Source organism: Pseudofrankia asymbiotica (genome assembly GCF_001983105.1).
GTDB lineage: Bacteria > Actinomycetota > Actinomycetes > Frankiales > Frankiaceae > Pseudofrankia > Pseudofrankia asymbiotica.
The window spans coordinates 51,250-74,272 of the sequence record NZ_MOMC01000046.1 but is presented as its reverse complement, the minus strand read 5'-3'; the positions used below and the strand labels follow the sequence as shown (position 1 = coordinate 74,272).

25 protein-coding genes are annotated in these 23,023 nt (G+C 70.0%); 13 read left to right on the top strand and 12 right to left on the bottom strand.

Annotated elements, in window-relative coordinates; genetic code table 11:
* Positions 1-717 precede the first annotated feature (717 nt).
* Together BL253_RS22690 and BL253_RS22685 are read right to left on the bottom strand one after the other, a co-directional pair.
* Positions 718-963: a DUF397 domain-containing protein gene (locus BL253_RS22690; protein WP_076819144.1), complete on the bottom strand. Its 246-nt coding sequence runs from the start codon at positions 961-963 to the stop codon at positions 718-720.
* Positions 960-1,820 (bottom strand): helix-turn-helix domain-containing protein, encoded by an 861-nt coding sequence (locus BL253_RS22685; RefSeq protein WP_076819177.1) that lies wholly within the window; start codon positions 1,818-1,820, stop codon positions 960-962. The genes BL253_RS22690 and BL253_RS22685 overlap by 4 nt, the downstream gene beginning before the upstream one ends.
* A 1,051-nt stretch (positions 1,821-2,871) precedes the next feature.
* Here BL253_RS22685 and BL253_RS22680 point away from each other — a divergent pair.
* Together BL253_RS22680 and BL253_RS22675 are read left to right on the top strand one after the other, a co-directional pair.
* On the top strand, positions 2,872-3,198 hold the full coding sequence (locus BL253_RS22680) for a hypothetical protein (protein WP_076819143.1): 327 nt from the start codon (positions 2,872-2,874) through the stop codon (positions 3,196-3,198).
* Between the two features lie 229 nt (positions 3,199-3,427).
* Entirely contained in the window at positions 3,428-3,703 is a 276-nt protein-coding gene (locus tag BL253_RS22675; RefSeq protein WP_076819142.1) for a hypothetical protein, read from the top strand.
* A 20-nt stretch (positions 3,704-3,723) separates the two neighbouring features.
* Here the strand turns inward: BL253_RS22675 and BL253_RS22670 are convergent, their stop codons facing one another.
* Together BL253_RS22670 and BL253_RS22665 are read right to left on the bottom strand one after the other, a co-directional pair.
* On the bottom strand, positions 3,724-4,551 hold the full coding sequence (locus tag BL253_RS22670) for a response regulator (protein WP_076819141.1): 828 nt from the start codon (positions 4,549-4,551) through the stop codon (positions 3,724-3,726).
* The gene (locus tag BL253_RS22665; protein ID WP_241835021.1) at positions 4,541-5,977 is read right to left on the bottom strand and encodes a sensor histidine kinase; all 1,437 of its coding nucleotides are present in this window, start codon (positions 5,975-5,977) and stop codon (positions 4,541-4,543) included. The genes BL253_RS22670 and BL253_RS22665 overlap by 11 nt, the downstream gene beginning before the upstream one ends.
* 203 nt (positions 5,978-6,180) lie before the next feature.
* Here BL253_RS22665 and BL253_RS22660 point away from each other — a divergent pair, with 203 nt between their 5' ends.
* Positions 6,181-6,906 carry a hypothetical protein gene (locus tag BL253_RS22660; RefSeq protein WP_241835020.1) on the top strand — a complete coding sequence of 242 codons (726 nt, stop codon included), beginning with the start codon at positions 6,181-6,183 and terminating at the stop codon, positions 6,904-6,906.
* A gap of 325 nt (positions 6,907-7,231) precedes the next feature.
* Here BL253_RS22660 and BL253_RS22650 read toward each other — a convergent pair whose 3' ends face one another.
* The 3 genes from BL253_RS22650 to BL253_RS22640 form a co-directional block, all read right to left on the bottom strand.
* The gene (locus tag BL253_RS22650; protein ID WP_241835019.1) at positions 7,232-7,729 is read right to left on the bottom strand and encodes a GNAT family N-acetyltransferase; all 498 of its coding nucleotides are present in this window, start codon (positions 7,727-7,729) and stop codon (positions 7,232-7,234) included.
* 17 nt (positions 7,730-7,746) lie between these two features.
* Complete coding sequence (locus BL253_RS22645; RefSeq protein WP_076819175.1) at positions 7,747-8,550, bottom strand: phytanoyl-CoA dioxygenase family protein; 804 nt, start codon at positions 8,548-8,550, stop codon at positions 7,747-7,749.
* A 317-nt stretch (positions 8,551-8,867) separates the two neighbouring features.
* Positions 8,868-9,839: an AraC family transcriptional regulator gene (locus tag BL253_RS22640; RefSeq protein ID WP_076819139.1), complete on the bottom strand. Its 972-nt coding sequence runs from the start codon at positions 9,837-9,839 to the stop codon at positions 8,868-8,870.
* 138 nt (positions 9,840-9,977) lie between these two features.
* On the opposite strand from BL253_RS22640, the gene BL253_RS22635 reads away from it, so the two are divergent.
* Positions 9,978-10,697, top strand: coding sequence for an SDR family NAD(P)-dependent oxidoreductase (locus BL253_RS22635; protein ID WP_076819138.1), 720 nt, complete (start codon positions 9,978-9,980; stop codon positions 10,695-10,697).
* A gap of 187 nt (positions 10,698-10,884) precedes the next feature.
* On the opposite strand, the gene BL253_RS22630 is transcribed toward BL253_RS22635, so the two are convergent.
* Positions 10,885-11,547 carry an NADPH-dependent F420 reductase gene (locus BL253_RS22630; RefSeq protein ID WP_076819174.1) on the bottom strand — a complete coding sequence of 221 codons (663 nt, stop codon included), beginning with the start codon at positions 11,545-11,547 and terminating at the stop codon, positions 10,885-10,887.
* A 96-nt stretch (positions 11,548-11,643) separates the two neighbouring features.
* Between BL253_RS22630 and BL253_RS22625 the strand changes: the two genes are divergently transcribed.
* From BL253_RS22625 to BL253_RS22610, 4 genes are all read left to right on the top strand, one after another.
* Entirely contained in the window at positions 11,644-12,030 is a 387-nt protein-coding gene (locus BL253_RS22625) for a winged helix-turn-helix transcriptional regulator (RefSeq protein ID WP_096336065.1), read from the top strand.
* Positions 12,031-12,335: 305 nt separating this feature from the next.
* Positions 12,336-13,136 (top strand): adenylate/guanylate cyclase domain-containing protein, encoded by an 801-nt coding sequence (locus tag BL253_RS22620; RefSeq protein WP_076819136.1) that lies wholly within the window; start codon positions 12,336-12,338, stop codon positions 13,134-13,136.
* Between the two features lie 128 nt (positions 13,137-13,264).
* Complete coding sequence (locus BL253_RS43940; protein ID WP_241835018.1) at positions 13,265-13,453, top strand: hypothetical protein; 189 nt, start codon at positions 13,265-13,267, stop codon at positions 13,451-13,453.
* Between the two features lie 124 nt (positions 13,454-13,577).
* Complete coding sequence (locus tag BL253_RS22610; RefSeq protein ID WP_076819134.1) at positions 13,578-14,438, top strand: alpha/beta hydrolase family protein; 861 nt, start codon at positions 13,578-13,580, stop codon at positions 14,436-14,438.
* A 79-nt stretch (positions 14,439-14,517) separates the two neighbouring features.
* Here BL253_RS22610 and BL253_RS22605 read toward each other — a convergent pair whose 3' ends face one another.
* Together BL253_RS22605 and BL253_RS22600 are read right to left on the bottom strand one after the other, a co-directional pair.
* Complete coding sequence (locus BL253_RS22605; RefSeq protein WP_076819133.1) at positions 14,518-15,255, bottom strand: SDR family oxidoreductase; 738 nt, start codon at positions 15,253-15,255, stop codon at positions 14,518-14,520.
* Positions 15,256-15,517: 262 nt separating this feature from the next.
* A complete protein-coding gene (locus tag BL253_RS22600) occupies positions 15,518-16,489 on the bottom strand; it encodes an AraC family transcriptional regulator (RefSeq protein WP_081438578.1) in 972 nt (323 codons plus the stop codon).
* A gap of 221 nt (positions 16,490-16,710) precedes the next feature.
* Between BL253_RS22600 and BL253_RS22595 the strand changes: the two genes are divergently transcribed.
* The 3 genes from BL253_RS22595 to BL253_RS22590 all read left to right on the top strand — a co-directional run bounded on the left by BL253_RS22595 (position 16,711) and on the right by BL253_RS22590 (position 19,330).
* Complete coding sequence (locus tag BL253_RS22595) at positions 16,711-17,526, top strand: SDR family NAD(P)-dependent oxidoreductase (RefSeq protein WP_338013739.1); 816 nt, start codon at positions 16,711-16,713, stop codon at positions 17,524-17,526.
* 525 nt (positions 17,527-18,051) lie between these two features.
* On the top strand, positions 18,052-18,282 hold the full coding sequence (locus BL253_RS41850; protein ID WP_131831548.1) for a hypothetical protein: 231 nt from the start codon (positions 18,052-18,054) through the stop codon (positions 18,280-18,282).
* Positions 18,283-18,340: 58 nt separating this feature from the next.
* A complete protein-coding gene (locus BL253_RS22590; RefSeq protein ID WP_076819131.1) occupies positions 18,341-19,330 on the top strand; it encodes a hypothetical protein in 990 nt (329 codons plus the stop codon).
* Between the two features lie 12 nt (positions 19,331-19,342).
* Here the strand turns inward: BL253_RS22590 and BL253_RS44840 are convergent, their stop codons facing one another.
* The gene (locus BL253_RS44840; protein WP_274535238.1) at positions 19,343-19,477 is read right to left on the bottom strand and encodes a hypothetical protein; all 135 of its coding nucleotides are present in this window, start codon (positions 19,475-19,477) and stop codon (positions 19,343-19,345) included.
* A 400-nt stretch (positions 19,478-19,877) separates the two neighbouring features.
* Between BL253_RS44840 and BL253_RS22585 the strand changes: the two genes are divergently transcribed.
* Entirely contained in the window at positions 19,878-20,159 is a 282-nt protein-coding gene (locus BL253_RS22585; RefSeq protein ID WP_076819130.1) for a hypothetical protein, read from the top strand.
* Positions 20,160-20,301: 142 nt separating this feature from the next.
* On the opposite strand, the gene BL253_RS22580 is transcribed toward BL253_RS22585, so the two are convergent.
* Positions 20,302-21,864, bottom strand: a complete 1,563-nt coding sequence (locus BL253_RS22580) for a plasmid pRiA4b ORF-3 family protein (RefSeq protein ID WP_081438577.1) — start codon at positions 21,862-21,864, stop codon at positions 20,302-20,304.
* 340 nt (positions 21,865-22,204) lie between these two features.
* Here BL253_RS22580 and BL253_RS22575 point away from each other — a divergent pair, with 340 nt between their 5' ends.
* The gene (locus tag BL253_RS22575) at positions 22,205-22,780 is read left to right on the top strand and encodes an HhH-GPD-type base excision DNA repair protein (protein ID WP_198946361.1); all 576 of its coding nucleotides are present in this window, start codon (positions 22,205-22,207) and stop codon (positions 22,778-22,780) included.
* The last annotated feature ends 243 nt before the right edge of the window (positions 22,781-23,023 follow it).

Genomic DNA, 23,023 nt, shown 5'->3' with positions numbered 1-23,023 from the left:
CGCGTTATCACGCCGTTCGACACAACCCGGGCGAACGCCGTATCAACGCAGTCCGACCGAACCTCTACAAGAGTGCGTGACGGTCGGCGTGCACGCAAGAGCCAAAACGGCCGTGTTGGGACGTTCGGCCCCGCGACTTCGTTCCCACACCTGCAACGCCGTTCCGACAACGAGTCTTCCCTGGCCACGGGGTCGTCGCCGCCCGGCCAGCTGAGAGGCGCTCACGGGTCGGTGCCCGCGGTTCAGGCAACGGGGCGAGCTTAAGGCGCTCCCCCCACGGCCCGTGGTGTGCGTCCGGTGTGTGCGGCTGCCGGCGCATCCGACGAATGTGTCTGGTTGGTCCGTCGGCGCGCGGCCGCTGTCCAGTTCCTGAACCTGTCCGGATGGGCGCTGGACCGGGCGGGCGGAGCGACTGTCACTCAGACGAGCGGGGCGGAGTGGACTGGGGCTCGCTGGCCAGGCCGTCGGCGCCGCGATGGTCTTCGAACCGCTCGGTCGCGACCCAGGTGACCCACGTCTTCGTGGGAGGGGGTGGCCATGCCGGGCCCGCCCAGCGAGGGCGGCGCGGCTGGGCGGGCCCGGCTGCCGGGCCCGCCCAGCCGCGCCGATCGGCTACCTCCGGGGCGTGTGCGTATCCGTTGGCCAAGACGGGCACGGCGATATCCCTTCCCTGCCTGCCCTCGCCTCGTCTCCCGGCCGAGGCGGGACGGCGTCGCCTCAGCGGGCCGACAGGCGCAGGTTGAACTCACCGTCGCGCGCGCCCGCGAGGAAGGCGTCCCACTCGGCGGCCGAGAACGCCAACACCGGGCCGGCCGGGTTCTTCGAGTCCCGCACGGCCACGCCGTGGCCGAGCGCCGCGACCTCGACGCACATCCCGCCGGCGCCGTTGCTGTAGCTACTTGTACGCCAGCGGAGCTGGGCCACGTCGACGTCGGTGAGCGACGGCTTCGCGTATTTGTTCACTTCATATCCTCCGCTATGGACGAAATCATCTGCATCGACTCCTCCGGACTCAGCGCAGAGGCCATCAGGTAGTCGAGCTTCAGTCTATAGCGCCGAATTTCCGAAGGGCGTTCGAGGTAGAGGCTTCCGGCCGCCTCTTCGATATAGACCACGTCGTGGTCGCTGGAGTTCGGAAATCCCAAGATAGAGAATGTGCTACCTAGTCCGGCATGTGCGCCGACTGAGAACGGAAGCGCCTGGATCGTGACATTGGGAAATTCTGACTGCTTGCKCAGCCATTGCAGCTGGCCGCCCATGACCGCCGGGCCGCCGATCGTGCGGCGGAGCACGGCCTCGTCGAGAATGACCCACAGCCGCGGCGGGTTGTCGCCGGTCAGCCGGCTCTGCCTGTCCAGGCGCAGCGCGACCTTGCGCTCGACCTCGTCGTCCGGGCTCTCCGGCGCCTCGGCACGGATGACGTGCCTGGCGTAGTCCGCCGTCTGCAGGAGGCCGTGCACCAGCTGCGACTCGTAGACGCTGATCGAGGCGGCGTCGCCCTCCAGGCCGATGTAGATCTCGAACCACGCCGGCACCACGTCGTGGTAGTCGTGCCACCAGCCGTGACGACGGGACTCTCTGGCGAGCGCCAGCAGCGCCTCACGGTGCTTCTCGTCGTGTATTCCGTACAGAGTCAGCAGGTCCTGCACGTCGCGGGTACGGACGGGGACCCGGCCGTTCTCCAGCCGGCTGACCTTCGAGACGGAGCAGCGCAGCAGGTCGCAGACCTCCTCGACGGAGACCCCGGCCGCCTCGCGCAGCCGCCGCAGCTCGGCGCCCAGACGCCTGCGCCGTACCGTCGGGCCGCCGCTTGTCGCCATCGTCGTCTTCCCTCCGGTCGGTACCGTCCCGCGCGCGCCGGTCGGTACCGTCCCGTCCGCATCCTCGGCCTCGGCTTCAGGCTCGGGCTCGACCGAGGCCGGAACCGCCGGTGGCGTGGCTGGCCCGGCGGCCGGCCGCGTCGACACGGCCGTTCCCGACGTTCCCGTCGCCCTTGTCTCCGGTRTCTCCGGCGCCGAGGTCCGCGGCGGCGTCGACGTCTCCGAGGTGACGGGCGACGCGCCGGTCGCGCGTGGCCGGCCCAGTTTCGCCGGCCGTATCGGCTTTGACGGCATAGTGGCCTCCTGTACCCCTTCCGCTGCCGCCGGCTCGCCGGTCGTGCCGGGTCCGGTCGTGGTCTCTGGCTCTCCGGTGGCGGTCGCGGCGCTGGGCCAGCCGGGCGTAGCCGGCCGGGGCGCTGGCCCGGTCTGGCCGGGCCTGGCCGCGGGCTCCTGCCGCGCCGACGCTGGTCCCGGGTTCGTCCGTGCTGAGTCGATCGGTCCTGACTCATTGCTGCATCTAGCCACCGGTCCGCCACCGTCCTTGCGCGCTACCGAGCATCCCGTAGCAAAACCCTTACAGAAGCTCTTGCATATGCGTCTGGCGGGCGCCATGCTTCCGGTCTGTCCTTACTTTGAGTGGCAAGAACACGCCTCAGCGTGAGAAGTTGGCGACGGATGGATGCGTGGGGGGAGCGTGGCGGTGAACGCAACCGCGAGCCGGCTAGCCGGCMAGGTCAGCGGCCTCGCGTGCCACGCGGAGAAACACCGCCCCCCAGCCGTCCAGAAGATCCCCCGCGACCCCGAGGGACGCGTCGCCATGCGCGGCGCGTAGCGGCCATGTCGACGACGCTGACTGACGGCGACGCGCACGCCCGGCGTGCGGCACGGTCGTGCCATCCACGAGTGGCCAGGCGCTCCTTCTCGCTCGCGGGACCAGACGTCTGTCCCTCCACGTCCAGCGTGGCGTTTCCCCTTTTCAGTACCGCTCCTGCCCGGGCGCGACCAAGCCCGGTCGTCCGGGCCGCGGCGGCCGATGTCTCCTGGAGGACCGATGACCTCGCGCCTTCGTGTCAGGACCTGCGGCGCCCTCACTCCACGGATCCGGCGCGGGCCGGTCGAGCGGCCCGTTCCCGCGCCCGTACCCAGCGACCCCGTGCCCGGCGACCAGGTGCCACCGTCGGAGGTGGCCGTCGGCGAGGACTCGCCCGACCGCTTCGGAGTGATCGTCTTCGAGGGTGGGCCGTGGCAGGCGCGCCGTGTCGTTCTCGCGTTCGACACGGCGCTGCAGGCGGCCGCGTTCGCGGCCGAGCACCGGTTGTCGGACTACCTGGTCGCGCCGCTGTCATTCCTGACCCCGACCGGTGTGCCACGAGCCTGACGTCACCCGAAGGCGCCCTCGACGCGCGGTCGGCGAACACCGCCGACCGTGTCCGTTTCTGGTGTTGGTTTCCTCGCCCGAGTGCCGACCGCAACGTGGCGGTCGGCGGGTTGTCCGTATTCGGAGTCCTGAGTTCCTCGCGTTCTTCGAGGTTCGCCTGCTCCGGCGACGGCGGCCGCACCCGGGTGACACGTGGACCGATACCGCTCTCCAGAAAGGCGTGACAACGATGACCCGCCCCTACCTGGTGTTCGATGGAGACGGTGAGCTGGTTGGCAGCTTCCCGGACTGGGAAGCCGCGCACATCTGGGCTCATCGACGCTCGACCGAGCCGCTGACCACGCAGCCGGTGCAGATCGAGGACCGCGCCGGTCGGCGCACCTGGACGGTCGAGGGCGGCAGCTGCCGGCTCACCGTCTGGCGTCGCCGGGTCGAGTACGGCTACTGYATCGAGGAGCGCCACCCCCGGGTCGTTCCCCTGCGTACACACGCCTGGGCGTCCTGACCGGTTTCCGGCTCGGTCGTCTACCCGGTCCGGTCGCCCGGTGCGATGAGGCCGGTCTCGTAGGCCGCGATGACGAGCTGGGCCCGGTCTCGGGCCGAGAGCTTCACCAGCAGGTGGCTGATGTGGGTCTTCACCGTGGACACGCCCACGTAGAGCGCCTGGGCGATCTCCGCGTTCGAGTACCCGTTCGCGACGTGGGTGAGCACCGCGCGTTCCCGTTCGGTGAGCGTCGACAGAAGCCCGGCGGCGTCGGGCCCGAGCCCGGTCGCGGGGTGGGGCCGGCGGGCGAACTCGGCGATGAGCCGCCGGGTGATCCCGGGCGCGAGGAGCGAGTCTCCGGCCGCGACCGTCCTGATCGCGGTCACCAGGAGCTCAGGTTGGGTGTCCTTCAGGATGAACCCGGCGGCGCCCGCCCGTAGCGCCCCGAAGACGTACTCATCGTCGTCGAACGTGGTCACGATGAGGATCCGTGGCTTTACCGCGTCCTGGGTGCCGCCGGTATCAGGTGACGCGGGCCTGCCCGTGGCCGTGCCCGCGGAGGTGGACGGGGACGAGGACGTGACGCCCAACGCCGGAGCCGGGGCTGTCGTCGTGTCGGCGGCGATCACCCGGGTCGCCTCGAGCCCATCCATGACCGGCATCCGGATGTCCATCAGCACCACGTCCGGCCGCAGCCGGCGGCACTCGCGGACCGCCGCGACGCCGTCGCCCGCCTCCCCGACGACGGCGAGACCGGGTGTCGCGTTGACGAGCAGGCGGAATCCGGCCCGGACCAGCGCCTCATCATCCGCGATCAGCACCCGGATCGGCCGGTCGGCCGGCGCCCGGGGAGCGCGGTCAGCGCTCATGAGGGGCCACCGGGAAGCGGGCGACGACGGCGAAACCGCCGCCGTCAGGGCGCGGGCCGGCCTCGATCACGCCGCCGAAGAGCTCGGCGCGTTCGCGCATTCCGGCCAGGCCGATGCCGGGCACCGCGCCGGGATGACGCCCGCGGCCGTCGTCGAGGACGCTGACGACCAACTCATCGCGGTGGTGAACGATCTCGACCCAGGCATGATCCGCCGCCGCGTGCCGCGTCACGTTGGTCAGGGCCTCCTGGACGATGCGGTAGGCGGACGTCTCGAGGACGAGCGGGTAGTCCGGCCGCCCGGGCATTCCGCCGGACTCCGGGTCCACCGTTCCCGCCGCGCGGGCTGGGTCGAGGACACGGAAGGTCACCTCCAGGCCCTGGCCCCGGACCGCCTCGACGAGCGCCTCCACGTCCGCCAGCGTTGGCGCGGCCACAGCCTCGCCCGACCCGGCGGTTCGGGTCTGCCGCAGGATTCGGCGGAGCTCGTCGAGCGCCGACCGACTGGCCGTCTCGATCACCGCGAGCGCCTCCCGAGCATCGTTCGTCTCCGCCGTCTCCGCCGTCTCCGCCGGTTCTGCTGGTTCTGCTGGGTCCGCGGTCTCCGCTGTATCCGCTGTGTTCGCCGCCTCGGGCGGCCCGTTGGCCAGCAGGAGCCGGGCCACGCCGGCTCGAATCGTGATCATGCTCAGCGTGTGCGAGACGATGTCGTGCACGTCGCGGGACAGCCTGAGCCGTTCCTCGGCCCTGACGCGCTGTTCCTGTTCCGCCCGCTGCCGCAGGTGCGCGAGCTCGAGGCCCTGGCGGTACTCGCGACGGGTGCGTAGCGCGTCTCCGACCAGCCAGCTGACCGCGACGAGCGCGAGCTGCACCGCGTCCTGGTCCTGCTCCGGATGCAGCGGCAGTGCCAGGAGCCCGGCGGCGCTGGTCGCGACGGCGGCCGCGGCGCACCCGGCCAGGGACGCCCGGCGAGGGCGACGGCTCGCGATGGTCGCGGCGGCGATGGCGAGTGCGGGCCCCGCATTGCTGACGAACGGCGTGAAACGCACCCCCGTGAGCGACGCCGCGCACAGTACGGCGACGACACCCGCCAACGCCGCCGCCGGCCAGCGCCGTCGCGCCACGAGCGGCATCACGGCCAGTGCTCCGTAGACCGCGACGGCGGTCGGCGATCCATACCCGTCGCCGTGCCCGTCGGCGGATGCCCAGGCCGACACCAGTTCCGGCAGGGTGAACGCCGCGAACGAACCAGTGGCGATGGCGAGGTCGGCGACGAGGGCCCTTCTCGGATGAGCACCCTCGGACGGCCAGCGGCGGGCCAGCCCGAGCCAGGCGCGATCGAACCAGGGAGGCGCCGCCGCCGGTACCGATGACGCCGGTACCGATGACGCCGGTACTGGGGGCGCTGGTGGTGCCGGCGGCGCCACAAGGGTTGATCGCTGAGCGCTGGCCGCTGACGTCGGCATGTCCTCAAGTGTGGCCGTCTGACCGGCCCTCGCCGTCCACCCTTGGGCGGAGGGCCGCACTCCTCCTCGCGGAGGAGCCCCGGTGGTGGATCCCGCTCTGGTGCCACGGCGGTTGCGGCCGACGGTCTGACGACATCCGGGGACCGTTTGACGACCTTGGTCACATGCTTCGACTCGAGAGCACCTCGTCCCAGCCCGTTCGCCGCCTGAACCGGGCTCTTGCCGAKCTATCGCCGCCACTGACCTTGGTGTTCTCCGCGCTGTTCGCGGCCGGGGTCATCACAGGTGGGGCGATCTACCTGCGGAGGTCTCCGGTCCGGGATGTCCAGCAGGCCGGCACCGCCGCGTGGTGGCCGCATCTCGCGTTGCTCGGCGTCGCGATCGTGCTTCTGGTGACCGCCCGAATCCGACTACGGCGCCGTCAGCGCGGTCGCCAGGTCCACATGGATGGCGGGGCCCCGTCGCGCGGCYAGGCCGAGCCCGTCGGGCTGCTCCTGCTGGCTCCGCTCGGCAGACCAGCCGCCCGGCGGATCCGGCGGACGCTGCGGGCCGCGCGGCGCTCGCCCGGTGGCCTCGCGCGGCTGGTCGCGGCGGCCGTCGTCGCGACACCGCTGGCCTACAGCCTGTTCCGTGCCGGCATCCAGGTCATCGCGGGCCTCGACCCGAACTTCACCACCAACGCCTGGGGCGGCCCCACCTACCTCGGCGCCATGGCCTGCCACTACCTGGACGCCGCCCTCATCGCGGCCGCCTCGGCCTATCTGACTGCCCATCTGCTGGTCCCGGATCGTGCTTCCTCGCCGCACCTCGACGGCACCCTTGGACGGCCCACGCGCCGACCTCCCGTGGAGCCCGACGTCGAGGCCGTGCACCCGGGCTCCCCTGTCTGACGGGGATCACGGTCGCCGAGCCGGCGAGGGGCGGCCTGACGGTCGGACGCGGAGAAGACCGCCGTCGCCCGCCGGCCGGGCGCCCGGATCGACTGTGCCCGGCACGACGCCGGGCGCGTCTGGGCTGTTCGCGAGTACCTCGTCATCACCGAGGAGGCCAACATGTGCCTCGGGCTCGGCTCCGCGGCGCCGGACGACGACGCCGCGCTGTTCGACGAGCTCGCGGCCCGTTGGGAGCTGCTCCCGGGCTGAGCGCCGCGCTCCCGTCCGTCGGCCCGATTCGGTGGACGGCCGACGGACGGGAGCGTGGGCMGTGCCGGAATGCCTACGGGCGGTCGTGGTCGAAGTGGAGCGTGTCGCCCTCGGTGCGGTGGTGGCGGAAGCCGGACTTGGCCAGGACGCGGATCGAGGCGGGGTTCGGTCGTTCGACGTTGGCGAACACGGTTCGCACGCTGGGAAGCGTGAAGGCGAATTCCGTCAGCGCGATGACCGCTTCGGTGGCGTAGCCGCGGCCCTGGCAGGACGGCACAATGCCGTAGCCAATCTCGACACGACCGGCCGTCGGCGGCCAGAACAACCCGATTCCGCCAATGACCAGGCCGCTGGTCCGTTCGATGACCTGACGGTGACCGAAGGGACCCATCCAGCCGGGGTACTGTCCGAGCCCGTCGGCAATGACCTGGTCGCCCTCATCCGGGAAGTCGTCGGCCCAGTGCGCTGGCCGGCTCGCCGTGGGGCCGTCACCATTACCGGCAGCGGTGACAGCGAGCACGGCCGCCTTTTCCTCGACGCTCCAGAGACGCAGAACCAGGCGTTCGGTCATGAGGTCTGTCGTCGTCGTCATGCGTCGGATCCGTCGGATCGTCCCAGCGCTCGGCGGACCGCGATCTCGACGGCGGAGTAGGCCCCGTCAGGACGGTCAAGATCGAGGGGCCCGGCGGGCAGYAGCGGCGGTTGGCCGAGAAAACGCGGAACCGTGCCACGGTGGGGCTGGGCCGCGTGGATGAGGAACGGGTGGCACAGGTAGACGTCGCCGGCCTCGCCAGTGGCCAGGGTCAGCGGGCGGTGCGGTGAGTCGAGAATCCCGGCGGCGTCCATCTCCGCGCACAGCTCAAAGAAGCCGCGGCCAGCGTCCCCGGCTGACTCCAGGAACGGCGGCACGTCGAGGTGCGAACCGACCTTGATCCGAGTGGGTGCGTCATCAGGACCGACKTCGGAAAACAGGAACAGCATCAGCAACGCCCGACCGCGTGACCGAAGGTTCAGCCAGAAGGAGGACTCGCCGTCGGGCAGGTAGCTGCCATCCATGTGCCAGCCCGCGTCGCCGGGGTCGTCGGGATGAGGGAACCGGATCGGGAACGTGCCCAGTCCGTCGCGGGGCAGCCACCGTCCAGGGCCGACGAGCTGGTCCCATGCGCCGCGCAGCCGGGCTGTGGTGACCGCCTGCCGGAACGGTTCCTCGCCGCTACCCGCGATGCGCACGACGGGCTGGGTCCAGGTCGCCCGGTCGGTGGGATCGAGGCCGGTCATCCGCCAGAGGATCTCGCGGCACTCGTCAGCCACAGATCGCGGGAATGCCCCCGCCAGGTGAACGAAGCCGTCGTCGATGAACCGCTGGACCTGGTCGTCGGTCAGCACCGGCACCACACATCACCTCGAAGGCCTATCCTTGCCGGCCCTCGCCGCCCCGCTCAACCAGGTTTCGGCGCGCGGCAGCCGGCCCACGAGCCGCGGCCGCGTCACGGGCACGAACCGACGCCAGCGGCGCGTCTTCCGGCGTCACGATCGTCCTTCGGCGTTCTATCGCGAGACCCATTCTTCATAGCGGCCGGCGGCGGTGAAGCCCAGCGCGAGACCGTTCCGCGGACCGTAACGATTGCCGGGGGGCGGCGGCCGGTGACCGACGGCATTCCGCTGCTCTACGGCGTCTGGTCGGGCCGCGATTCGTGACCGGCGCTGCCTCAGCCCGTGCTCGGCATCGCGGACGGCGGTACGGCCACGCCTGAGCGCGCCGCGCGGCTCCGGACGCGGTAACGCCCGGGAGGGATGGCGCGGTCGCGCGAGAAGGCCCGGGAGAACGCGTACTCGGAGGTGTAACCGACGGCACGGGCGACGACATCGATCGGGTCGTCGGTGTCGCGCAGCCGGCGAGCGGCCAGGTCCATGCGCCATCGGGTGAGGTAGGCGGCCGGGGTCTCGCCTACCTGGGCCGGAAAGCGGCGCGCGAGGGTGGCGCGGGACACGGCGACGTGATCGGCCAGCGAGTTCAGCGTCCAGGGCCGGCCGGGGTCGGCGTGCAGGGCGGTCAGCGCCGCGCTGACCGTGGGATCGTTCAGCGCTCGCAGCCAGGAGGCCGACGGCGCGACTGGCTCGGCCCGCAGCCAGGCTCGTAGCACCTGGATGAGCAGCACATCGACGAGCCGGTCGAGCAGCGTGGTGGTGGCCGGCCCGGGCTCGGCGAGCTCGCCCGAGAGCAGCCGGACGGTGTCGGCGAGCGGGCCGGCCCCGGGTGTCTCGGCGGGGACGTGGACCACCTCGGGCAGCACGGTGAACAGGGGCGTCGTGACAGCGGGATCATGCCGGTAGGAGGCGCACAGGATCCTGGTCCGCGCCGGTCGGGGCCCGACGTCGAGCCGGCCGCCGGCGGCGAGCGCCGCCTTCGAGACGGCGTGGTCGAACGGTTCCAGCGGGCCGTCCGGGTCTCCGGCCAGTCCGTGTTCGGACCCGGTGGGCAGGAGGACGACGTCGCCGGGCATGAGCCGGAGCGGGGGCTGGCCAGGCAGGCGCAGCCAGGCGGTGCCGGCGGTGACCGTGTGGAAGGCCGCCGCGGAGATCCGGAAAAGCCGCAGCCCCCACGGATCGCCGGCATGAACCGTCGCCGCGATGGTGCCCCGTACCCCCGCGACGCTCAGCACGTCGGCGAGCAGATCCATTGCCGCAGCCTACCAATGATGGCAAGATCGGCAATCCAGTGAGACGAACAGACAAGTATCTGAGACTTTTTGGCATCGATTGTCGAACACATGCGCCATACGGTTGATCCACCGAACACGTCAACCAGAAGGTGGCCCATGAACGTCAAAGACAGCGTCGCTCTGGTGACCGGCGCGAACCGGGGCCTTGGTGCCCGGCTGGTCGACCGTCTCCTCGACGCCGGCGCGAGCAAGGTCTATGTCACGGCGCGGAATCCTCAGAGCGTCGCCCCGACGGTGAGCGCCGATCCTCGGGTGACCGTCCTCGCCCTGGACATCACCGACCAGGCGAGCGTCGACGCCGCGGCCAAGGTCGCGACCGATGTCACCTTGCTGGTCAACAATGCCGGGGTGCTTGGGTTCGGCAGTGCCCTTGAGGGCGATCTGGACCTGTTCCAGCGTGACATGCTGACCAACCAGATCGGACTGCTGCGGGTGAGCCGGGCCTTCACCCCGCTCCTGGCGGCGAACGCGCCCGGCGCGATCGTCAACGTGCTGACCCTGATCGCGCTGGCACCGGTGCTGGGAATGGCGGGGTACTGCGCGTCGAAGGCCGCGGCGCATTCGATCACCCAGTCCTTGCGGGTGGAGCTGCGAGACCAGGGCATCGAGGTTCTCGGCGCCTATCCCGGCGGCATCGACACCGAGATGYTCGCCGGGGTCGAGGCCGACAAGGCCGCGCCGGAGGTCGTCGCCGAACGGATCGTCGCCGGGGTCGTCGCCGGGCAGACGGTTATCTGGCCTGACGACGCCTCCGCCGGCGCGGGATCGGTCTACCTCGGTGAACCGCTGGGCTTGGAGCGGATGCTCGCGGGCTGACCCACGCCGGGCCGATGACCCCGGTGGGGCGGGGCGTGCGTGGGCATCGACGCTCGGCCTCGCGTCGGCAGCCCGCAGACCGCGGTCGACTGGCGCGCTCGGCAGGTCGGAGGACCCGCCGAGCGGCGTCAGTCGACCGGCGGCGGCCGATCGCTGTCGGTCGATCGCCGATGCGAGGTTGATTCCGCTATGTGGATACGGTCCCCGTCGGGACGTGGGGAACGGCGGAAGCGGGATCAAATCCGGCGAACGCCAGCCCTATGACAAAGCCGGCCACATCCTCGAGCTGACGCGCGCGGTCCAGTGGGCCTAGCACGGCCGGTATGCCACCGACGTCTCGAATGAGATCGCTCGTGATCCGCAGCGCGTCCGCGTCATCACCGCAGATCGCCACCGTCGCTGCCGGCCCACTGTTGCCGCCGCCGGCGGGATAGCGCGTCCACTGGTCGGCGGGAAAGAGATGGAACGCCTTGACGACGTGTGCTCCCGGTGCCAGTTCGGCGATTCGGCCCGCCGCCGAGCCGCCGTGCTCGGTGAGCAGCACACCGACGCCGTGTGACACCGCGTTGGTCGGGTCGATCAACGGCGTGCCCGCGAGCGTTCCGTCGGCCGCCTCGACGTCGCGGAGGATGTCCTCGACGCCGGTCCACAGCACCGCCAGTAGTACCGCGTCGCGCCCGGTGGCGGCCTCTCGTGGGGTGGCCGCCCGCGCCGTCCCGCCCAGGCGCTCGGCCAGCGCGTCCGCCTTCGCCCGCGATCGTCCGCCGATCACCAGTTCGTGTCCTGCGCGAGCCCAGCCCGTTCCCAGCGCCGCCGCCAAGGCTCCCGTGCCCAGGATCCCGATTCGCATGGTCCCCTCCTCGTCCGTGCCGACCGATCCGACGGCCACGGTAGGAAAACCGCTACGCACCGATTGGTGCGTAGCGAACCTGCGACGATGGCGGGGATGAGCGAGCACGGGCACCCCTGCGTGGAGCAGATCGCGGATTGCCGCCTCCGCGCGGCGACCGACCTGTTCACCCATACCTGGGACCCTGTCGTCCTGGCGGCTCTGCGCCCGGGCCCCCGTCGGCGCCGCGAGCTTCGCGTCGCGATCGGTGGCGTGAGCGACAAGGTCCTCACCGAGGCGCTACGCCGGTTGTGCGGGTATGGCCTGGTGGATCGTCACGCCTTCGCGCAGGCCCCGCCGAGGGTCGAGTACACGCTGACGCCGTTGGGACAGAGCCTGGTGGACGGTCCGATGAGGGCGCTCGGGGACTGGACACTCGAGCACGGCGACGAACTGCTGGACGCTCAGGAACGCTCGGCGGCAGCCTGGTCCCACGGGCACTGATCCTCATCGCGGACCCGCGGCCGCACGGCTTGCGGGCTCGTCCTCTTGCCAGCCAGGCCGCGAGGTCCATCCTGGGGAGGAGCGGTCGTTGYCAGCACCCCTGACGGCGCTCATCGACACGGTCGCCGGGCGGTCCACGGGCGGCGGCGACACGTCGACTCGGACGAATGCCGCTCCATACAGCGCCGGCTATGACCGGATGGCCTGCGCCTTTCTCGGCGCGCCGATTCCTTCATCGATTTCGGATGGTACTTCCGCTAGGTGCCGGTCGGTATCCAGGTTCGCCAAGGGGAGGGGCAGCGCCGATGGAAACGACAACCGTGGTCATAGTCGATCTGGTGGGGTCGACCCGGAGCATCGCGGCGGTCCCGCGGATGCGCATGGACGAGATGATGGCGGAGGCCGTGCTGCCGATGCGTCGGGTGGTGGAGGACCTCGACGGGGAAATCATCAAGTTCACCGGGGACGGCTATATGGCGGCCTTCCGCAGCGCGACGGCCGCGCTGCACGCCGCCGCGCAGATGGTCGAGCTGTTCGCGTCCGCGCCGCTGCTCCCGATCGGCGAGAAGATCGCRGGATTTCGGATAGCGATCCACACCTGCGACGTCACAAGGTTTGAGAATGATCTGCTGGGTGAGGGGGTCGTCGTCCCCGTCCGGATGGAGAAGCGCGTCCCGACCAACTCGGTGTACGTGACGTCGACGGTCCGGGATGCGGYGAAGACGGCGGAATTCGATTTCGACTTTGTGGGTGAGTTCGCGTTGAGCGGTCTGCCGGAGCCTGTGCGGGTCTACCGGCTGCTCGTCGACGAGTATCGCGGGGTCGAGCGGGATACCTTTCTCACCGTAACCGACCTTGTCGGGCTGAACGCCCTCGCGGCACGGATCCCGCTGACCGAGCTGAACAGCCGGCTGCGCCGATGGGTGACGCTGCACCGCGAGGCGCTCAGCGCCGCCGGGGGACGCCTGCGGTCGATCACGGGTGACAACGTGCTGCCGACGCATGCCAGTGCCGATGAAGCGGTCGCCTTCCTGCTGATGCTTGATCGCCTGACTCGGGAGGCCGTGGATGGTAAGCGGCCCGCCGCCGTCACCGGGGGGGGGTGACCGGGCTCGCGACTGATCACGCGTCTGGCGAGCTCGGAGGCGTGGATGGTCACTCACGGTTTGCTTTCAGCGCGGTCGTCGCCTGTGGGGACCTGTTCGTTCCGGACCTCGGCCTGGTTGGTCCGCTGGTGAGCGATGCGTGCCGCACGCTGCAGGCGCTCCAGCCGGAGTCCAAGATTGTGACGGCGGACGTGCTGTCGCGGCTGACCAGGTCGCGCGACGTGTTCGGGCCGGAGGCGGCACCGATCCAGGGCGGGTTCGCCGGCGGCTACCACACACTCCGAGTACCTCGAACAGCTAGCAGCAACGCCGTGTAGTCAGGCCCGTGTCGTCAGGTGGTGCCTGAACCCCGCGTGCCGGGCTCGTCTGCTGGTGGCAGAAAGGGTCTGCCACCAGCAGAGCAAAGTCCCCACTGCTTCGACCGCGCCTTAGGTTCACCCCATGCCAGCGAATGACGACGCCACGATCACGGGATGGGCGGCCGGCGTGCCCTTTACGGCGCTGCGTCCGGCGGGCGATCCGGACAGACCGGCTCCGCTGGTGGTGACCTGGCACATGATGGACGCGCCTCGTTCGGACGCGGCGTTCGCCGCGGCACTTCCGTTGGCCGCGGTACCTGCCTGGCGGGTGCATCTCGGGATGCCGCTGGTCGGCCGGCGCCCGGTGGAGGGGGCGTACGAGGCCGCGTTGGCCGACCCGGTGCTGGGATATGTCGACCCGGTGGTTCGGCAGGCGACCGACGAGTTCCCGGCCGCGCTCGACGCGTTGCGCGAACAGCTCCCGCTGCGCGACGGGCCGATCGGGATCGTCGGTGCCTCGCTCGGCGGCACCGTCGCGCTGAACGTGCTGGCGCGCCTGCCGGTCCAGGTCTCGGCGGTGGCGCTGGTGAACCCGGCCATCCGGGCCCGGACGGTGGTGGAGATATTCACGGCGGCGGCAGGTACGTCCTACCCGTGGGGCGAGCAGGCGCGGGCCGCGGCGGCGCGCCTGGACTTCGTGACACACGCGGGCCTGATCAGCGGCCGGAGCCTGCCGCCGGCGGTGCTCGTGGTCAGCGGCGAGCTCGACTACCCGACCAGCCGCGGCGACGCCCACGAACTGGTACTGGCGCTCCAGGCCGGGTATCCGGATACCGGCCGGGTCAGGCTCAGCACGATCGCCGGCCTCGAGCACCCGCTCGCCGAACCTCCGGGCGTGGATCCGGCGCCGCAGACCCCGCTCGCCAAAGCCGTGGACAGCGTGGTCAGCGATTGGTTCCAGACGAACCTGAGCACTGACACGGTGCCCACGAACGCCATGTGACCGACGACTGCCGCGGTGCCCCGCCGCACACACGCCGACGACGTCCGCGATCGCGATCGCGGACGATCAGCTTGGTTGGCTACCAGGCAACCGGGCCGTTGGCGTCGATGAACGTGCCCGACTCCGCGTCCGCGGGCAGCGTCGCGGCCGTGACCACGATCCGCGCCGCTTCGTCGGCGGTCAACGGCGCCTGCTGCCTGTTGATCGGTGTCAGATCCGTCTGAACGAAGCCAGGACACACCGTCGTGACCTTGATCGGTGTGTCCTTCAGGCTCTTCGCCAACTCGACGGCGATGCTGTTCAGCGCCGCCTTGGAGCTTCGGTATGCCGGCAGGAGCATCGAGTAGTACGGCGAAAGAGAGTTGTTCTGATCGGTGAGCGAGCCCATGGTCGACGAGACGTTGACGATCCGGCCGGCGACGCTCTCGCGCAGCAGCGGCAGAAAATTCTCCGTGACGGTGACCGGACCGAAGGTATTGGTCTCGAACGTCTGCCGGAAGATGTTCGTGTCGGCGAACTCGTGCTCCACGGTGTCCGTCGCCTCGGGCAGGATGCCCGCGTTGTTGACCAGCACGTCGAGTCGGCAGTAACGCTCACGGACAATCTTGGCGGCGGTTCGCGCACTCGCCGAGCTGGTGACGTCCAGTTCCACCCAGTCCGCGGTGAGGCCATCTTCCTCCAGCATATCAACGGCCTTGCGCGCGGCGGCCTCGTCACGCGCACCGAGAATGACGGTGGCACCGGAACGAGCCAGGGCCCTGGCCGTCGAAAATCCCAGGCCGCGGTTTCCGCCGGTGATGAGGACAATTTTTGACATTCTTCTTCGGGCTCCTGTCGACAAGGTTCCCCTGAAGTATCGCCGTCACGACGGTGAAACTCTGGCGAGATTCCGACGCCGCGTTCGTGGCGTGTCCGGCCGTCCAAACCCCGGAGCCGCCGGTCATCTGTGCCATGTGATCAAGAATCGCCACTCACGACTACCTGGCGCCGAGAGGTCCGGGAGCGCGAGAGCAGAGCGCCAAGCGCGCTCTCCCGCCCAGACAGGGAGATCGTCAGTGACTCTGTCGTGGTCCTGCGGTTCAGAGGATTTCCGTCGCTTCGACCGGCCGCCGGCGAGGCGGCGGCGGGTCATGAGCCTCTTCCTTTGTCTGAGCGAGGCGACGGTAGGCGCCGGGCGCGAGGCCGTACTCGCGCTTGAATGCCTTGGCAAAGGCGAACTCAGACGTGTAGCCGACCTGGTGTGCGACGACGGACAGCGGCACATTCTGCTGCCGCAGCGTGCGGGCCGCGCTGGTCATGCGCCACCGGGTGAGGTAGGCCAGCGGCGGTTCTCCGACCAGTGCGGTGAACCGGCGGGCGAACGTGGCGCGGGCCAGCCCGGCCTCGGTGCTCAGCTGTGCGACCGTCCACGATCGCGCCGGATCCTGATGGATGCGATGGAGACTGGGGCCGATCGCCGGGTCGGTGAGCGCCTGGCTCCATCCGGTGGGGTGGTCCTCCTGCCAGGCGCGCAGGATGTAGACGAAGAGGGCGTCCACCAGCGAAGTGATGATCGCCTCCGAGCCTGGCTCCTGTTCCTCGACCTCCGTGCCGAGCAGTTCGACGGCGGTGTGCAGCCCGTGCCGGCGCCTGTCCGGCAGGTGCACCAGGTCGGGAAGCATGGCCAGCATCGGATGCGGCCGGCGGGGATCGATCCGGTAGGCGCCCGAGAGCAGGACTGCTCGTGCTCCGGACGGGGATCCGGCGAGGTGCTGGTGGCCGATCCTCCTGGCCTGCCGATCGTGGTTCGTGCGGAAGGTGACGGCCGGGGTGGTCGGGTCGTCGGCCAGCACGTGCTCCCTGCCGCGGGTCAGCACCACCACGTCGCCAGATCTCAGTGCCAGCGGTGGCTCGCCGGCCCGCGTCAGCCAGCAGGTGCCCTGCAGGACCACGTGGAAGCCGAACCCCTGGTTGCCCCCGAAGCGCAGCCCCCAGGGGGCGTGGGCCTGGGTGCGCGCACACAGGGTCGGCCCACTTTCCAATACCGCGAGCACATCGGTGAGGACGTCCACGTGATCATCATATCCAGCCGGGAACCCTACTGAGTGAATCGGACATGAAATCATCGATCCCGAACATTGTTCGTCGCGTTCTGGTGGCTCTACCGTGAAGGTCACAGATGGTGAGAAGTTGATCGCGCGCACGTTCTGATGCTGGCGCGGTCGGCCAGGACGGCCACCCCGGCGGTGGCCGTTGGCTTCTTTGTTCGCTTCTCGCTCGCCCTACCCAACGGATGGATCGAGCCCTCATGAACCTGCAGTTGCATGACAAGCGAGCGCTGGTTACCGGCAGCTCCAGCGGCATCGGCCGAGCCATCGCGCTTGGCCTGGCTCGGGAGGGCGCCGCCGTCGTGGTGCACGGCCGGGAYGGCGAACGGGCGCGGGCCACCGCGGACGCCATCGTGACCGCCGGTGGAATGGCGGCGGTGGTACTGGGCGACCTGTCCGACGAGGCAACCACGACGCGGGTCGCTGCCCAGGCCACCGCGGCCTTCGGCGGCGTGGACATCCTGGTCAACAACGCCGGTACGGCATATGACGCCGGCTGGGCCGGGGTAACGGCCGCCGACTGGCTCACCCTTTACGAGGCCAATGTCGCCACCGCGGTGCGCCTGACCCTCGCGCTGACACCGCAGATGCGCGAGGACGCGTGGGGGCGCGTAATCCAGGTCGGCAGCGCGGCGAACTCCTGCCCATTGCCCGTCCGGGCCGCCTACAGCGCGGCCAAGGCGGCGCAGGCCAACCTCACGGTGAGCCTGGCCAAGGAGCTCGCCGGCACCGGGATCACCTCGAACACCGTCAGCCCCGGCCCGACGCTGACGGAGGGGTTTCGGGAGTTCGCCGGGAAGTTTGCCCAGAGCCACGGGCTCGACGATGCCGAGGCCGCCATCCGCGGGCTGATCGACGGCCCACTCGCCAGTCCCGCCGCCCGGCTGGCCATGCCGGAGGAGATCGCCGCCCTGGTGGCCTTCGTCGCCAGCCCGCTCGCCGCCTCCATCAATGGCGCCAACCTCCGCGTCGACGGGGGATTGATCCCTACCGTCAACTGAGCAGAGTCGGTCTGCCAATCGACGTGCGCCGTCGCGGTTGCCGCGTCCTCGCGGTCCGCGGCTGCCCGCCGTGGCCCAGCGGTCGCCCCGGAGCGGGACCCGGGTAAGCCGCGCCTGATGCCTCTTCTGTGGTGCCGCTGCCTGGAGYCGCCGCCACGAGCCAGGTCGAGGCGACACCGGCTACCCGACGCCTGACCTGCGAYGTCAGGCCTGCCCTGAGCCCGGTTACGGTATTCACCATGGGCCTGCACCTGAGCCAGATCGCCGAGGCCGACGAGCTGCTGACCAACGATCCATTGGCGCTGCTGATCGGGATGGTGCGGGACCAGTAAATGGACAAACAAGGAACGTCGCCGCACGCGTGATCTCCCGCTGATTACCAATTGGGTCCGGGGCGCAGAACCACCCGGCCCTGATCGGCGCGGTTCGCAACCAGCTCGATTGCGTCGGCGATCTTCTCGAACGGGATATCGACATGACGTGGGCGCACTCGGCCGGCCGCGAGCAGATCCCAGAGCTCGGCCGGTGCCGCTCGATCAGCTCGGGCCGGGTCCGGTTGACCGTGCCGATCGCGAAGCCGATGACCGACTTGAGGCCACCGAGGAGGCTGCCGGCATCGATGGTGCCGCCGCCGGCGCTGAACGCGACAAGGCGACTGGACGTGGCGAGGCTGTCCACGCCGTGTTGCACGAAATCGCCGCTCATCGTCTTCTGTTATATCAACAAAATTGTCATCGAACTGACAACCGGATCTAACGGGACTCATGGTGATCTATCTTCGTGACGGCCCAGATAAATCGCAGGAGGAGTGGCGATGCCGTTCCCGTTCGGCCGGAAGCGTCAGGCACCCAACCCCCAGCCGGCGACCCGTCAGCCATCCGGCCCCCGGCCCGCGACCCGGCCCGTGGCGTCCACCGCGCCGATGGCGCAGGTCGAGAAGGTCGTGACGGCCGCGGCGGCGTTGCGGCCCGTCACCGACGCCGAACTGAAGGCGGAGTTCGATGGCGTACGGCAGGTCTGGGGCGCGACGCGGATCATCGCCGTGGCCAGGGACCCGCTGCGGGCCCGCCTGACAGACGTCCTGGCCAGCAACCTCAAGGAGGGGTTCGAGATCGAGGTCGAGACGACCGACGATCCTCTCTCTTTCGTCATGATCAACTGTGTCAACCCGAGGGCCGGCACCTGGCGCCCCTACAGGGTCGCCCGGCTGGTCCCCACGAAGGAACAGCCAGAAGAACGGTTCGGTCTCTACGGCCACTCGTCGTTGTACGCCCACGACGCGGCCGTCCAGTACGTGGAAACCGACACGAAGAGTTCGGGCGCCGTCTTCCACGTTCATCGCGGCCCGAACCGGGAGGCTGCGCTGGCGTTCCTGCGGGAGCGTCCGGTGCGGGAGAAGCTCGTCTACCAGATCGTGGAGACTCCGCAGGGGAACGTGGGCCGCGACCTGATCTACATTTTCGAGGAGAAGGACGGGAAGCCGATCGAGTACGGGGTCCGCCCGCGACTCGCCCAGCCCAGGCCGTCCACCACGCACTGCGCCTGGTGTGGCTTCTACGTCGCCCCGCTGCGGGTGGATGTCGCGACCAGCGGGCCGTCCACGGCGACCGTCTACCTGACGGTCGCCGAGATGAAGGACAAGGGCAACGGATTCCGCTGCGAGAAGTGCGCGCTTCTCCAGTGCGTGTTCTGTACCGACTTCCCCCCGACCGCGTCGGTCATGGGCCACCCGGCGCCGTGCGGTTCCTGCGGCGCGGACCTGGCCCAGAGCCAGCTGGTCCAGATGAGGACGACGGACCGCTGAAGGTTTGGAGCGTCACCAGGCGCCGGTGAGCGCGTGACGCAGCTCGGGGGCCGTCGGGAAGCCGATGCTGGGCTGGTCGCGGAGCGCCTGGTCGATGACCGCCGCCAGCCCGGCGGGGATCGCCGGGTGGCGCGCCAGGACCGGCACCGGGTCGGAACCCAGAACATGAAGCCACGGGTCTCTGCCCGTAGAGAAGTGCCGAAACGGCGCCCGGCACGATGGGTACTCGTCATGTTGCCGCCGGCTGCGACTATCCGTCCACGGCCCGAACCCGTCATGTGACTGTCGCGTGTGCGATGGTTCAGGCGCAGTACGGCGATCGGGGGCCGGTCCCGRCGGACCCGTCGACCAGCCAGCAGCACAGCACGCCAGCCGTTAGGACATGGCGGGCGACAGTGATGCCCTGGGACTTCAACTGGCATCAGCAGAAAGGCTGACCACGCCTGGATCGTCGTGTCCGCAGCGGTGACGCCACGCCCGCCGGGCAGAGCGGCACGGGCCGAGGCGGGAGCCCTGTCGTCATCCGTGGGGCCGATCAGTCCTMGAGGTGGAACTCGGCCTCGCGTATACGCGCCCGCGCACGGTGCCGTTGCCACAGGGCGGCGCGGCGCCCGTCGGCGTACCCGAGGGTCAGCAGGCCGACCGATTAAACGGCGATCTGACCGGTGGCGCCGTGGGCTACGGTGACGTCGTGGGACTCCACCTGAGCCAGGTCGACGAGGCCGACGAGCTGTTGACGAACGACCCGTTGGCGCTGTTGATCGGGATGGTGCTGGACCAGCGGGTCTCGGAAGGATGGAGCGGAGCGGGACGTTTCGCATCCGCATAGACGTGCCGCGGTCAAGCGGGTTCGTCGAACTTGCCGCATTTTTTTGCTGCGGATAGGCCCGACGCGGACGGAGTGGCTCCGCGAGAATTGTCAAGACCTCTTTCGGCGACGGTCTTCTGCCAGCCGAGCCGTCGCGCCGCCGTCAGCRGAGCCGGGACAGCGCGGCTGTCACCCCCTGAGGGTCGAACGCGGTGGGTTCGAGGTCGGCCGCGCTGCCGAGGCCCAGCCATTCCAGCCGCTCGTCGTGCTCGGGATGGCTGGGGTCGCCGAGGATCTCCAGGAGCGCCTCGTAGCCCCAGATACCGCCGCAGTCCTCCGGCGGGGCCGCGCGGCGCCCGCCGGTGCAGCGCGGATAGCGGACCGACGGGTCGGGCTCGAGGATCTTTTCCAGGACGATCTCGTGATCCCAGTCGTCGCCGAAGTCGTAGATGTAACGAATCTTTGCTTTGATGGCGGGAAGTACCTGCTCCAGCGACACCGGCTGCTCGGCGCGTTGGTCAAGATCCGCGTCTGGTGTGCCGAACCTGCCGTAGGGCGTCTCGAAGGCGTGCAGATGGCTGTCGTCCCAGTCGAAGGCCGCTTGGAGGATGGTGTGCAGGCGCTCCAGGCTGGTGTTGGCCGGTACCTCCAGCCGTCGCCAGATCGGTGGTTTCGCGCCGCGCAGCCCGACCTTGACCTGGTAGACGGGGGCCCGCTGTCCCTTGGCCCGCTTCGGCTTCTTCGGGAGTGGTGGTGCCGGCGCCCAGCCCGCCGCTGACAGGCCGCGCCGCCCCCTCGGGTTCCCCGCCAGGCCCGCGAGGAGCTCGGCGGGGTTCACGCCCCGCTCGTCCAGCATCCTGACGAGCTCGGCCATGCCACCGAGTACGTCGATCACCTCGTCCCCRTCGCCGTCCGGATGAGGCGCGGGTGGTTTCCGCGGAGTTGGGAGCGTCGCGAGACGTGACCGCAGCACCAGCGCCACGGCCTCGTACGGCGGCCCGTCCTGGCCGTCTTCCTCGTCGAAGGGGATCTCGTCCTCCTCGCCGAACAGCTGGAGAAAGGACGCGACTTCCCCGTCTTCCTCGTCGTCGCCGTCGAACGGGAGCTCGCCGTCGTGCACCGCCCGTGCGTTCAGGGCGTTCTCGACCTGCCAGCGGAACTCCTCGGCGTCCAGCGTCTCGGTTCGCAGCCTGACCTTGTCCTTGCGAGCCTCCGCGGTGATCTCCTTCAGGATCACGGGAAGGTCCTCGGCCGGGAGGACGAGGATGTCGTCAGCCTCACCGCAGGCCGACGGGTCGACGCACACCAGGAACGCGTGGCGCCGGCCCGCCCGCTCGACGGTGCAGCTCAGGAAGACGGCGGCACCTTCGTCGTCGTACCGGCGCTGGAAGTCACCGGCCACCAGTGGCGCCGTCAGCTCCTGCGCCCACCCCGGCCGGGACACGCCGGCCACGGCGAGCCGGCCGGCGGCGGCGTTCGCCGCGGCACCGACCGGCCCCGACGCGACGGAACCAACCGCCAGCAGCGCCGCAAGGGCGTCCCCGGTCGCGGTGGTCTCCAGCCGCGGCACGATCTCCTGAAGAAACGCCTCCCCGACGGGTCCATCGACGAGGCCGTCAAGCACAGCGAACGTCGCACCGGCCACCTCCGCCAGTAGCGGGTCGTCGTTCTCGCGGAGCGTCCTGCCGATCTCGAGCATGTCGGTGGTGAGCGTACGCAGCCCCATCTCATCGTCGTCATGAGGCTGACCGTCGTCATGAGGCCACCGCGGAGACTGATCACGGATGTCCGGCACGGAGGACAGCGCGGGCCGGGAGCCGCGCCCGGCGGGTGCCAGCCTCTTGGAGGAGGGCTTCTTCCCGTTCTTGCGACCGCGGCTCACAGGGCTCATACCCTTGAGTCTGCACGGGCTGCGATACCTTCATGCGCCCGACGCCTGACACGTGCCTGATTGGCCCGCGACGGCCCGGCCGCGTTGGYGTCCGCGAGGGGCAGTCACCGTGGCATCGATGATCGGACGAGCAGGCGTAGCTGATCCGTCCGGCCGACCCGGCTACGGTGATGATGTGGGACTGCATCTGAGCCAGATCGACGAAGCGGACGAGCTGTTGACGAACGACCCGTTGGCGCTGTTGATCGGGATGGTGCTGGACCAGCAGTTTCCGTTGGAGCGGGCGTTCGCGGCGCCGTACGAGTTGACGCGGCGCCTCGGCCGGCCGCTCGACGTGCACGAGCTGRCCACCTTCGACCCCGACGAGCTGGGATCGATCTTCACCAGGCCCCCGGCGCTGCATCGTTTTCCCGGGTCGATGGCCAAGCGGGTCCAGGCGCTGTGCCAGCTTCTCGTGGAGAAGTACGAGGGCGACCCGACGCGGGTGTGGGCGACCGCGCCGGACGGCGAGGAGCTGCTCAGGCGGATCAGCGCGCTGCCGGGCTTCGGTGCTCAGAAGGCGAAGATCTTCGTGGCGCTGCTCGGCAAGCAGCTCGACGTGACACCGCCCGGATGGCGCGAGGCGACAGCCCCCTACGGCGAGGAAGGCAGCCGTCGCTCCGTCGCCGACATCACCGGGCCGGGGACGCTGCTCGAGGTCCGCGACTTCAAGAAGCAGATGAAGGCCGCCGCGAAGGGTGTACCTGCCTGAGGTCACTCCCTCATACGGCGGCAGCGGCTAGGCAACCGCCGACCTGGAACGGCGGGAGGTAGGACGGCTTGTCGTCCATCCGCCCCCGTATGCACGGTCGACCGAGATCCAGATGTTGCGGACCAGGACCCGTCCTGGGAAAGCCGCGGCACCACGTCGCGGACAAGCTCGAAATGCTGCGCGCCGGGTGTTCCGACCGGGCGACCGGCCAGCCGGATCTCCCGGTTCATGAGATTCGCTGTC

Excerpts from the sequence above, each read along its gene's own strand:
- BL253_RS22605 (WP_076819133.1), bottom strand. The coding sequence starts at position 15,255 with ATGTCAAAAATTGTCCTCATCACCGGCGGAAACCGCGGCCTGGGATTT.
- BL253_RS22650 (WP_241835019.1), bottom strand. The coding sequence starts at position 7,729 with ATGACCGAACGCCTGGTTCTGCGTCTCTGGAGCGTCGAGGAAAAGGCG.
- BL253_RS22670 (WP_076819141.1), bottom strand. The coding sequence starts at position 4,551 with ATGAGCGCTGACCGCGCTCCCCGGGCGCCGGCCGACCGGCCGATCCGG.
- BL253_RS22625 (WP_096336065.1), top strand. The coding sequence starts at position 11,644 with ATGAGCGAGCACGGGCACCCCTGCGTGGAGCAGATCGCGGATTGCCGC.
- BL253_RS22680 (WP_076819143.1), top strand. The coding sequence starts at position 2,872 with ATGACCTCGCGCCTTCGTGTCAGGACCTGCGGCGCCCTCACTCCACGG.
- BL253_RS22640 (WP_076819139.1), bottom strand. The coding sequence starts at position 9,839 with ATGGATCTGCTCGCCGACGTGCTGAGCGTCGCGGGGGTACGGGGCACC.
- BL253_RS22630 (WP_076819174.1), bottom strand. The coding sequence starts at position 11,547 with ATGCGAATCGGGATCCTGGGCACGGGAGCCTTGGCGGCGGCGCTGGGA.
- BL253_RS22610 (WP_076819134.1), top strand. The coding sequence starts at position 13,578 with ATGCCAGCGAATGACGACGCCACGATCACGGGATGGGCGGCCGGCGTG.
- BL253_RS22590 (WP_076819131.1), top strand. The coding sequence starts at position 18,341 with ATGCCGTTCCCGTTCGGCCGGAAGCGTCAGGCACCCAACCCCCAGCCG.